Genomic DNA, 12,561 nt, shown 5'->3' with positions numbered 1-12,561 from the left:
TGTATTTGCGATCGCAGATGCTGAAGCAACTGAAGGTAATGCGCTCACTTTTACCGTTACGCGGACAGGGGATACCCAAACAGCACAAGCAGTAACTTTGGCGACAGCCATTAATGTTAGCGATACAGCTAGTGAAAACGACTTTACACCAAAAACTGAAACTCTCACCTTTGCTGTAGGAGAAACAGAGAAAACCTTTACAGTTGAAACAGCAGAAGATTTCCGGGTGGAAGAAAATGAAACTTTCACAGTCAACTTGAGTAGTGCTGCAAATGGAGCTACTATCAGTTCTACTAACGGCGTAGCTAAGGGAACTATCAATGATGATGATATTCCACTAGCTTCTATTAATAACAACAACATCTTTACCATCAAAGGTATTAGTGAATCTGTAAGACTCAAAGCCACTCTCATTTCTAGTAGTTCTAGTGTTGTTAATGAACTTGGTGTATTTGCTGTTGATGACGAAGACGGTAGCATTGAGGGTATTAAACCTGGAGAACAAGGTTACAACGAAGCAGCTTTAGAACGAGCCAGACTCCAAGGTAAAAGCATTTTCTCGACTCTTGCTAATCTTCCTGATCTGTTTAAAACTGAAATTGACACTAACAGTCTGACACGCTTACTAGGATTTAATTCTGGTAGTCACTTGCAATTCTTTTTAGTCAGAGAGGGTACAATTGATGGTTTCCGGGCTGGAAATATTTCAACTACAAACATTGTCTTTGCTGAATCTTCAACCCAAATAGTTACTCAAGAAGAGGGTAGTTTTACTCTTTCTTGGAAGGAAAGTAGCACTATTACAGAATTTAATTCTTTAGTAGTGAAGATTGAATCTACTGAAGAATTATCAACTATAGGTACAAAATACCAAGGGGATAACCAAGCAGAATTAATTGATTTAACAGGTATAACAGGTACGGTGAGAGCAGATTTTTCTGTTTTCCGAGAAGCAGCATTTAATAACGAAGTCTACTTTTATAAAGTCGATACTGCTCAAGGAGAAATTGGCGGTTTACAAGCCACCGCTGCTAATCGAACAAATTATTTGCAAGCTGCAATCAACAATCTGCTTACAGATGTGGATAGTGGTGAAGCCATCAAATTTGCTGTTGCTAACCAAGGTAAATTTACAGACAGCGCCATAATTGCAGGTGGTTCAATATTTGCGCCGATGATCATTGTCAATGGAAGTTTATCCCAGTTAACTGATAGTAACACTAGCAATGATCCCCAAGTTTATTTCCCTTACTTGGGAGTAAATTCTGATGGAGTAGACCACATTCGTTTGTTGGGAGATAACACTTTTGGTTTTGAAGATTTACCTGGTGGTGGTGATTTGGATTACAATGACATAATTATTAAATTCAATTTTTCGATTACCCCTGTTGGTTAATTGAGTAAATACCTGGGAATTAATTCCCAGGTTAATCACCAATCAATACTTTTCGGTTAAGCCCAAAAAATATAATTATGTAGGTTGGGTTGACGTTAGGAAACCCAACATTGATAGACTTTTGTTGGGTTGCGCTATCGCTTAACCGAACAGTATTGGTTCATACCCAGATCCCCGACTTCACCAGATCAATTTATCATTTATGGACATAATAAATAAAAGAAGTCGGGGATCTTATCGCCTCACCTGAATTTTGACAAGATATCAATAACAAAATCCCCAACTTCTTCAAGAAATCAGGGATTTGAGAACTGCTATTTTTTTTACCATTTCCCTCACGCTAAAGCGGAAGCTTGAGGTTTAGCAAAAATCATTCTTCCGGCTGAAGTTTGTAAAGCACTGGTGACAACTACCCGTAATTCGCCACCAACATAACCGCTTCCTTCTTCGACAACAACCATTGTTCCATCATCCAAATAACCAACACCTTGACTTGGTTCTTTACCTTCTTTGAGAATTTTTAAGTCAAGATTATCGCCAGGTAAATAAGATGGACGAACTGCGTTTACCAAATCATTCACATTCAAAACTGGGACTTTCTGCACACTAGCAACCTTAGATAAATTGTAGTCATTAGTTAACAGAGTACCGTTGATTTCTTGGGCAAATTTTACCAATTTGGCATCAACAGTAGCAATATCTTCGTAATCAGCCGGGTTAATTAAAATCCTTTCTGGATAAGCTTCTTTAATGCGGTTGAGAATTTCTAAACCCCGTCTTCCTCTGACTCGCTTGATGTCTTTAGTTGCGTCTGCGACTTGTTGCAGTTCTTGTAAAACAAACTGCGGTACAATAATTACCCCTTCTAAAAATCCGGTTTCTAGTAAGGTTTCAATGCGGCCATCAATAATGCAGCTAGTGTCTAAAACTTTGGTATTAGCAGGTTTAAGAGTTCCTTCTACTACCAAAGTTTCTACGGTGTTGGGATTAATTAAGCGTAATAAACCCCGTCCGTGAGTATCTGCCAAATTCATGCCAGTGACGGAAAGTATTATACTACCGACAACTGCGACTAGAGGTTTAATAAAGCTGAAATCTGGGGGAATGGGTAGTAAAAATAGCGGGGCTAACATTAAGTTGGCGAGTAATAGCCCAATTACCAAGCCAATAGCACGAGTTAAAATGACTTCGAGGGGCATTTCTCGGACTTGTGCTTCTAAACGACGGTATGTGGTTTGGAAACTTAGCCCAATTGCACCACCAATAATAGCAGCAAAGACAGCAACGACTAACCGCAATGCGTCTAGGTTTGTTACTCCGTCGAGAGTTCCTGCGGGGAGTAGATCGGTGCTAAAGTAACCTACTCCCGACGCTGCCAAAATAAATGAGAGAATGATAATGATATCAAGCATGATTGTGTTTTTTTCCTACAACTGTAGTTACCCAAGAGAGTAAGGTATGTTTTATTTCCACGGTCAGATTGATGAAGAAATAGAGACTTACGCTAGGGATTTCGGCAATAAATACAATATATGCAAACATTATAACCAAAGAGTTTTCCCTGCATAATTATTCTGACAACAGCTATCAGCAGTCAGTAGGGACATTCCGGCGGAACATCTCTACAGCAATCAAATCCTTTTGCTATATGGATTTTTAAACAAAGTGGGGATTTCATTGGTTGGTAATACACTTTATTTTTGTGATCAAAAGTGTGATCAAAAGATTAAAAGTTGTAAACTAAGCACTCATTGTCATTATTTGTAGTTGTTTGTTAATTAAATTAATTCTTGTTCATAATGATTCAAAAAGTGATTATTTCGCAAATACCTAGTGCTGCTTACGTGCATATTCCCTTTTGTCGGCGACGGTGTTTTTATTGTGATTTTCCGGTGTTTGTTGTGGGCGATCGCTTGCGGGGTGAAACTTCTAGTACAATTTCCCAATATGTTCAGGCAGTGTGTCAGGAAATCAGCATTTCACCAGCATTTAGTCAACCCCTAGAAACTATTTTCTTTGGTGGTGGTACACCTTCGCTGCTATCTACAGAACAATTGCAATGTTTATTAACAGCATTAGAAAAGCGTTTTGGCATTACTGAAGGTGCAGAAATTTCTATGGAAATGGACCCCGGTACTTTTGATTTGGCACTTATGGCAGGTTATCGCAGTGCAGGTGTGAACCGGGTAAGCTTAGGGGTGCAGACGTTTCAAGCAGAGTTGTTAAAAATTGCCGGGCGATCGCACTCAGTTGAAGATATTTTTGCAGCTATCGAGTTAATCCACCAAGTCGAGATACCCGAATTTAGCTTAGACCTAATTTCCGGGTTGCCACATCAGTCTTTGGATCAATGGCAAGATTCCCTGACTAAAGCGGTAGAAATTGCCCCCAATCATATCTCTATTTATGATTTAACCATAGAACCAGGTACAGCTTTTGGTCGTTATTACAAACCAGGAGATCAACCTCTACCGACGGATGAAACCACGGTCAAAATGTACCAACTAGGTCAACAGGTTTTAACTGGTGCAGGTTATGAACATTATGAAATTTCCAACTATGCCAAAAGCGGACATCAATGTCAACATAATCGAGTTTATTGGCAAAATCTATCTTATTACGGTTTCGGAATGGGTGCGGCTAGTTATGTGCAAGGTAAACGCTTTACCCGTCCCCGAAAAACCAAAGAATATTATCAATGGTTGGAAAATGGTGCAATCATTGATTGTGAAATCACACCTTTGGCAGAAGAATTATTAGAAACTTTAATGTTGGGTTTGCGTTTAGCAGAAGGTTTGAGTTTAAGGATGTTGGTGGAAAAGTTTGGAACAGAAAAGGTAGAGGAAATTAAACGTTGTTTGCAACCTTATTTTCCTCAAGGTTGGGTGGAAATTATCGGGGAAAGATTGCGGTTAACTGATCCTGATGGGTTTTTGTTTTCTAATGTGGTGTTGGCAGATTTGTTTGATAAATTGGGGGAATGATAAATTATATGCCTTTTCTGAACCAGGAAAAGCATATTTTCATATAAATTAAATTTCTTCTCAAAAGGTAAGAATTCAAGTAAGGCGATAAGATCCCCGACTTCTGAAGATCAATTTATCATTTATGGACACAATAAATAAAAGAAGTCGGGGATCTGGATATGAACGATGGCAAAAGGCAAGAGGCAAGAGTTTGGGCTATCTTTAACAACCAATTTTTCCTTTTATCAGACCCAAAATGCACGCTTTTGATGGTACATCCTTCAAAATACTTGTACCTAATTTTCTGTTTATCAGCCTCAAACCTTTGATTTCTCTAGGTTTCACATTTATATGCCTGACGGCACGCTCCGCGTTAGCGAAGCTTTCGCTTTAGCGATACAGCAAGCCCTAAATAAATTTTTATAACAAAAAATTACATAATATTATAAATAACATCTTACTTGCACCAAAGCTCTCATACTGAAATAGTAATTTTTAGAGAGATCAAGGGTTCATGACATTAGACTTAAAAAAGTTTTTTCAGGCTACAAGTCCTGGAAAGACCCTATTTGTAGATAACAATCAAGAAGATCATAAATATTATATTGATTTTTCCTCAGTTCGAGGTGGTCGAATTATTGAAGAATTAAAAGATAATATTACCTTATGGCATAGAGATGAGGCTTACTGTCAATTATTTACAGGACATATTGGTTGTGGCAAATCTACAGAATTGTTGCTACTGAAGGCACAATTAGAAACAGAAGGGTTTCATGTAGTTTATTTTGATTCTTCCCAAGATTTAGAAATGGGAGATGTTGATGTTAGTGATATTTTACTAGCGATCGCCCGTCGTGTGAGTGAAAGTTTTGACCATTTGGCAAATTCTCAACCAAAAACGATCCAAGATGTAATTAAACAAGTTTCTCGGCTATTACAAACTGAAATTGAACTAACTGCGGATGCTGAAGTACCAGGAATGGGGAAAATATCAGCTAATAGTCAAGGCAAATTTGAGGTGGAAGTGGGGATTCCGGGAATTGGAAAAATTAGCTTTGATCAAAAAGAAGGAGTTTCCTTAGTTGCACCTTTAATTGGTAAAATCAACGCTAAAACTAAAGCTAGTCCCGATTTAAGAGGTAAATTAAGGGGATATCTCGAACCCCGTACCAGTGGTATTTTAGAAGCGATTAACCAAGAATTATTAGCACCAGGAATTAGTCAACTTAAAGAACTGGGTAAAAAAGGATTAGTTGTGATTGTTGACAGCCTTGACAAAATTGATAATATACCTAAACCTTGGGGAAGATCCCAGCAAGAGTATTTATTTGTAGATCGTGGAGAACAATTGCGATCGCTAAACTGTCATGTAGTTTATACAATGCCCTTGGGTTTACGCTTTTCTAATGATTTTAATACTCTCAAACAACGATTTTTAACAACTCCTTTTGTCTTACCAATGGTTTCTCTTAAATTAAAAGATGGCAGCCAGTGTGAAGCAGGAATGGAATTGTTACGACAAATGATTTTAGCACGAGCATTTCCTTATTTAACTGAAGCAGAACGGTTAACTAAAATTGGGGAAATTTTTGATCATGAAGAAACATTCAATTACCTTTGTTTGATGAGTGGAGGTCATGTCAGACAATTATTACGTCTTCTCAATGACTCCCTTAAAAAACAAAAAGGATTGCCGATTTCTCGTGAGACGCTAGAAATGGTAATTACAGTTGATTGCAACGAACAACGTTTAGGAGTCGATCAACATGAATGGCAATTGCTACGCGCTGTGTTTCAAGAGAAAAAAGTCGCAGGTGATCAAGAATATCAAACCCTAATTCGGAGTATGTTTGTATATGAATATCACCAGTCAGAAAAATCAGAATCTTGGTTTGATGTTAATCCGATTTTGGCAACAGCTAAGGAGTTACAACCATGAATAATGATAACCTGAAACCATTTGTTCAAGCTGTTGACTATAACCAACAGGCATTAGAAGAATTTCAGTTTGCCGTTGAAATGTCTCAAGGGCAATTTTCTTTAGTTTTGGTTAAGTGTAACTATGCCGTTTTAAGGGATGGTATTAGAACCAGATTATCAGAACTTTGTCCTAATATTCGAGAACTTGATTTAGAACCTTCTGTTACTAAACTCTACTCAAAAATCCAAGAAATTCAAGGAAATCAGCAGTTAAACGGATTAGTAATTTATGGATTAGAATCTGTTCAGAATATAGAACAATTACTATTATCCTTAAATCCGGTCAGAGAAGAATTTAGAAAAAACTGCCATTTTGCCATATTTTTATGGATTAATGATGATATTGTCCGGCTGTTTAAAAGATTAATCCCTGACTTTGAAAGTTGGACAACTAGGATTAGTTTTATAATTCCACCTGAGATTTTAGTTAGTAAATTACAACATAACTGTCATGTTTTATTTAGCAAAATTTTAGAATTAGGCGCAAATAGTCAATTTGTACCTAATAATCAGCTTTTTAGTACAGATGAACGCTTAGAGATTACAGCAGCACGAAGAAATTTAGAAAATCAGGGATATGAATTAGACTTAGCATTAAGAGCAAGTATCGAATTTGCCCAAGGGCGAAATCTTAATCGGAAAGATGAAATTGATACAGCTTTAGCTCACTATCAACAAAGTTTAGAATTGTGGCAAGAATTAGCCCAAGAATTAAAAAATATAGAACAGCAAAAGCTGGATTCTTCTTCAGTATCTTCTGAACCAGAAGCACAAACAGAAGAACTGCAAGATTTACCATTAAAACAAGCAGTTTTACTATTTTATATTGGGTTATGTCATAGCCGAAAAGCTGAATTATTTTACAAAAATACAACAGGTCAATGGCAACTAGCAAAGCAATATTTTCAACAATGTCTTGATATTTTTGAGGAACAACAGAGATTAGATTTAGTAGCTAAATTTATTTTCCCATACCAAAAGATTTTAAAGGAATTAGAATCTTGGGATGAATTAAAAGAAATTACCCAAAAGGTACAAAAGCTACACCAAACCTACCATAAGCAGGTAGAATTAGCACAAGATTATGCCTTTTTAGCAGAGATAGCATTGAGTAAAAATGATGCGGTGCAAGGGAAAAGCTTAATTGAACAAGCTTTAAGTATTTTGGATGCTCAAGGGACTGAACAAGATCGAGGATGGTATTGGTTTCTATTAGGTAAAGCTCAACGTCAATTAAAAGATATTGACAACGCTGTTACAAGTTTGAAAAATGCTCAAAAAAGCGACCCTTATAAAAATCCTCAACTTTATCTTTCTATTGTCCAAGAATTGCATGATATTTATTACGTTGAACAACATGAATATCTTCAGGCTTTTGAACTAAAAGAAGAACAACGCTATCTTAAAACTCAGCTAGGAATTACGGCTTTTGTTGGTGCAGGACGTTTACAAGCATCAATCAGATTAAAATATCAACAAAGAAAAAACGATAAAAAAGAGCAAATTCCTCAAGAAATTGCTGCATCGGGACGACAATATGATATTGAAGAATTAGTCAGTAGAATTGGTAGCACTCAGCATAAATTGACCGTAATTCATGGTCAGTCAGGAGTGGGTAAAAGTTCCCTTGTTAATGCGGGGTTAGTTCCTGTTTTACAAAGTAAATCCATTGGTACTCTTGATATTTTACCAATTGTTTTAAGAGCTTATACAGATTGGGTGAGAGAACTTGGTAATAGTTGCCAAAAAGCTCTAAAAGAGAAGGAAATTAACGGATTTTTGGTACTAGATTCAACTCAAACAATCATTAATCAGTTAGAGCAAAATGCTCATCATAATTTATTAACAGTATTGATTTTTGATCAATTTGAAGAATTTTTCTTTGTTTCTAATGACCCAACAAAAAAGAAAGAATTTTTTGATTTTCTCAGTCAGCTTTTAAATATTAAAAACAGCGTTGTTAAAATAATTCTTTCTTTGCGTGAAGACTATCTACATTATTTGTTGATTTGCAATCGTCTGGAAAATATGACAGCAATCAACAATGATATCCTGAATAAAAATATTCTTTATCATTTAGGAAATTTCTCCCCTGAAAATGCCAAAGAAGTTATTAAAAGATTAAGCCAAAGTTCTCAATTTCAGTTAGAACCTGAATTAATTGATTATATGGTGGCAGAATTGGCAAAGAGTCTAGGAGAAGTGCGTCCGATTGAAATGCAAGTTATGGGCGCACAAATGCAAGCTGAAGGAATTACCACTTTAGCTAAATATAGAGCATTTGGAACAAAAGAAGAATTAGTAAAAAATTATTTAGCAAATGTTATTCAAGATTGTGGAATTGAAAATAAACAATTAACAGAAGATGTACTTTACCTATTAACTGATGAAAATAATACTCGTCCTCTGAAAACTCGTGAAGAAATTGAAACTGAATTAAAAACTTTAATTTTAGATTCAGCATTTACAGAAGAACAATTAAATTTAGTTTTAGAAATTTTAAAGAAAACAGGGTTGATTTTTCTGATACCAGAACACCCTGCTAATCGTTATCAAATTGTCCATGATTATTTGGTAGCTTTTATTCGCCAACAAAGAGATAATGATTTACACACACAATTGAAACAAGAACGAGAGAAAAGAAAGAAAAGTGAAGCAGAATTAAACCAGGTTCTAAAACGACAATTAAAAATTGTTGGTGCTGGTGGTGCTTTGATGGGAGTTTTAGCTATTCTTGCAGTTGTATTGGGAGTACAAGCTAATATTGGTAAAACCAATGCTGAATTAAGGGAAATGAGTGCTAAATCAGAAACTATTTATACTTCTGGTAAGAAATTTGATGGTTTAGTAGAAGGAATTAACGCTGGGAAAGAATTGCGAGGCGGATTTGGGCAATTTGGAGTCGAAAATGATACTCGTAATCAGGTTATTGCTAGGCTACAAGAAACTGTTTATGGTTTGGATGCTGCTAATCAATTAGAAGGACATAGTAAGGAAATTACAGACGTAAAATTTAGCCCTGATGGTAATATGATAGCCTCTGCAAGTGCAGACAAAACCATAAGGTTGTGGAAATCTGATGGCACTTTAATCAAAACTTTAGGAGGAAATAAAGAGCAATTTAATACGATTAGTTTTAGCCCAGATGGTAAATTTCTTGCTTCAGGAAGTAATGATGGAAAGATCAAACTCTGGCAAATAGATGGTAAGAACGACAAAGAATTACCAACAAACTTTATAGGGCATAATGATAAGATAAATGACATTAGTTTTAGTCCAGATGATAAACTAATTGCGACCGCTAGTAGTGACAGGACTATTAAAATATGGAATCTAGATGGTACAGAAATTCGCACATTAAAAGGACATAAATCTGATGTTAATCGTGTAGTTTTCAGTCATGATGGTAAATTGATTGCCTCAGCTAGTAGTATTAAGAATGAAAGTAATAATAGCGAGATCACTACTATTAAAATTTGGAAAGTTGATAATGATAAACAACTTCAATCCTTAGATATTCCTGATTTAAAAAGTTTCATGTTTAGTCACGACAATAAAATGCTGATGGTCGCTACTAATTCTAATATTGAATTTTGGGATCTTGATGGCAAGTTAGTAAAGACTGCTAATAATAACATACATTTTGCAACCTTCACTACTGATGGTCAAAGATTAGTTTTTCTTGATAGTAATGATAGTAAAATAAAGTTGTTGAGTATAAAAGGAACTCACATTGAATCACTTGAAAAATATATTCAACTTTCTGATATTCCTGAGCAAGCAAAAATAATCTATAATCAGAAACTTGAACAGGTCGTTGTAATAGATAATTCCAGTAATATATTTACACTTAACAACCTAAATAAAAATCATTTCAAGACTAAAGAAGATGATCAAGATACAGGTTATATTGTAGGATTAAGTCCAGATAATTTACTAATATCTGTTAAAGAAAACTTAGTAAAGTTCTGGAAATTTGATGGTACACCAGTAAAACCTAGTATTAAGCTTTCAGATAATATTTCAGATTATATTACTCATTTAAACCCTGATAGTAAGATGATTGCTTCTGCTAGTCCAGATACTGCGGTTCAACTCTTTAATAAAAATGGTGATCTCATCAAAGATTTTTCTAAAGATGTAAACTTATTTGAGTTTAGCCCTGATGGGAAGTTAATTGTTTCTACAGATTGGGACAATAAAGCACAACTATGGAAATCAGACGGCACAGAAATAAAAACTCTTCAAGGACATACGGAAATCATTCGTGAAGTAGTTTTTAGTCCTAATAGTCAAATTATTGCCACTGTGAGTCGAGATAAAACAATAAAATTATGGAAACCTGATGGCACAGAAATTAACACCCTAAAAGGACATAAAGATGGCATCAAAGAAGTGATTTTTAGTCCAGATAGTCAGCTTATTGCTACTGTGGGTTGGGATAATCAGGTTAAACTTTGGGACAAACAAGGCAAACGAATTAAAAATATTGAAGGGTACAAAGATGATGGACATGATATAAAAAAGGGACAAGTAAAATTCAGTCCTGATAGCCAAATCTTATTTGTTCCTAATGATAGTAATAATGATGCCCAGATTTGGGTTAGGAATAACAAGAATATATTGAATATTCCGGGAGATAAACAAATCTTTGAAAATATAATGTTTACTCCTAATAGTCAGATTATTAAAATTAGCAACGATAGGAAAAAATTGGAATTTTGGAATCGAAATGGCATCTCAAATCAGACAATACTAAAAAATATTAAAGAAATTTATAATTTTAGATTTAGCCCTGATATTAAGCTATTTATAATTGAAGATGAAACCAATATCTTAAAAGTCTTCAAGTCTGATGGTTCAATGATTGAAAATTTTCAAATAGATTGCAATAATAATATTGGTTGTATTGGTTTTAGCACCAATGGTCAGACTATTGCCAAAATAACAGAAACTAGTGTGGAATTATGGAATCGAAACGGCGAAAAAATTACAACTGAACCTATCAAATCCAATACTGAAAACCCCAGTTTAACCGTTAATAATATTTCAAAAACTGATACTCGCATATTTGATCGTATTGCTTCAGCGGATAAGGATAATACCATCAAACTTTGGGATACTAAAGGCGAAGAAATTGCAACTCTTTCAGGACATCAAAAGGAAATTACGCAAATCAATTTTAGCCCCGATGGCAAAACTCTTGTTTCTTTAGATAAGAGTCAAACTGTTAAATTTTGGAATAGTGGTAATGGCAAACTAATCAAAACTTTTCAAGGAGATGGAAATCGAATTAGTAATGTCAAAATAAATGCTGATAATCAAACCATAGCTGTTTTTGGAGATAAGGATGTAGTAAAAGTCTGGAATAGGCAGGGAAAATTAATAACTACAGTCAAAGGACATAGTAATTCTATTAACAATTTTAGTTTTAGTCCAGATGGTCAAACTATTGCTTCAGCTAGTTATGACCAAGATACAAAAAATAATACAATCATTCTTTGGAATCTCCTTAAAAAGGAGATAATCGGTAAGCCCTGGAATGGACATACAGAGATAATAAATAGTATTAGTTTTAGTCCAGATGGTCAAACTATTGCTACAGCTAGTGATGATAATACAGTTCAATTATGGAGTCTTGACGGTACAAAAAAACTACCATTAATGGAACATTCTTCTGGTATCAATAAAGTAATTTTTAGTCCAGATGGTAAGACCATTGTTACAGCTAGTAATGACAGTACAATCGAATTATGGAGTCTTGACGGTACAGAAAAAGTACCATTAAAGGGACATTCTTCTAGTGTGACAAATATCAATTTTAGTCCAGATGGTCAAATGATAGTTTCTGTTGATAACCATAACAATATAAAAATCTGGAGTTTGGATGGGAAGTTACTGAAAAGCTTTGATAAAGATACTTTAATGGGTTCAGATGTTAGATTTAGTGCCGATGGAAAACAAATTATTGCCATGTCTGGTGATCAAGTTTTAATTTGGAGTTGGAATCTAGATGAGTTATTAAAGAAAGGTTGTGAACAAGTACGAGATTATCTTAAAACTAACCCTAATGTTAAGGATACAAAATTATGTGATGACATTCTTATGGTTCATGGGAATTGAAACTTTCATCAAGTCTTTTAAGTATATAGGATTTGATTTTTAATTCTCATTATTATCTATCATTTCCATAATCTATAAAACTAGGGTTAGCAAAAG

Annotated in this window: 5 protein-coding genes; 4 read left to right on the top strand and 1 reads right to left on the bottom strand. The window is 35.0% G+C overall.

The features are described 5' to 3' along the window. Positions 1–1,396 (top strand): DUF4114 domain-containing protein (locus VB694_RS10350; protein WP_323360234.1); only part of this gene is annotated, 1,396 nt, incomplete at its 5' end. 335 nt (positions 1,397–1,731) lie between these two features. On the opposite strand, the gene VB694_RS10345 is transcribed toward VB694_RS10350, so the two are convergent. Beyond that, entirely contained in the window at positions 1,732–2,808 is a 1,077-nt protein-coding gene (locus tag VB694_RS10345) for a PIN/TRAM domain-containing protein (protein ID WP_323360233.1), read from the bottom strand. A 387-nt stretch (positions 2,809–3,195) separates the two neighbouring features. Here VB694_RS10345 and hemW point away from each other — a divergent pair, with 387 nt between their 5' ends. The 3 genes from hemW to VB694_RS10330 all read left to right on the top strand — a co-directional run bounded on the left by hemW (position 3,196) and on the right by VB694_RS10330 (position 12,465). Beyond that, a complete protein-coding gene (hemW, locus tag VB694_RS10340) occupies positions 3,196–4,380 on the top strand; it encodes a radical SAM family heme chaperone HemW (protein ID WP_323360232.1) in 1,185 nt (394 codons plus the stop codon). Between the two features lie 496 nt (positions 4,381–4,876). Continuing rightward, complete coding sequence (locus VB694_RS10335; RefSeq protein WP_323360231.1) at positions 4,877–6,301, top strand: ATP-binding protein; 1,425 nt, start codon at positions 4,877–4,879, stop codon at positions 6,299–6,301. Then, on the top strand, positions 6,298–12,465 hold the full coding sequence (locus tag VB694_RS10330; RefSeq protein WP_323360230.1) for an eIF2A-related protein: 6,168 nt from the start codon (positions 6,298–6,300) through the stop codon (positions 12,463–12,465). Before VB694_RS10335 ends, VB694_RS10330 begins: the two co-directional genes overlap by 4 nt. The last annotated feature ends 96 nt before the right edge of the window (positions 12,466–12,561 follow it).

This window comes from Anabaena sp. UHCC 0451, from assembly GCF_034931405.1.
In the GTDB taxonomy this organism is placed as follows: domain Bacteria; phylum Cyanobacteriota; class Cyanobacteriia; order Cyanobacteriales; family Nostocaceae; genus RDYJ01.
This window is presented reverse-complemented; position numbering and strand designations above follow the sequence as displayed.

What these genes read in the sequence shown, in the direction of transcription:
- VB694_RS10345 (WP_323360233.1), bottom strand. Translation starts at nt 2,808, where the DNA reads ATGCTTGATATCATTATCATTCTCTCATTTATTTTGGCAGCGTCGGGA.
- hemW (WP_323360232.1), top strand. Translation starts at nt 3,196, where the DNA reads ATGATTCAAAAAGTGATTATTTCGCAAATACCTAGTGCTGCTTACGTG.
- VB694_RS10335 (WP_323360231.1), top strand. Translation starts at nt 4,877, where the DNA reads ATGACATTAGACTTAAAAAAGTTTTTTCAGGCTACAAGTCCTGGAAAG.
- VB694_RS10330 (WP_323360230.1), top strand. Translation starts at nt 6,298, where the DNA reads ATGAATAATGATAACCTGAAACCATTTGTTCAAGCTGTTGACTATAAC.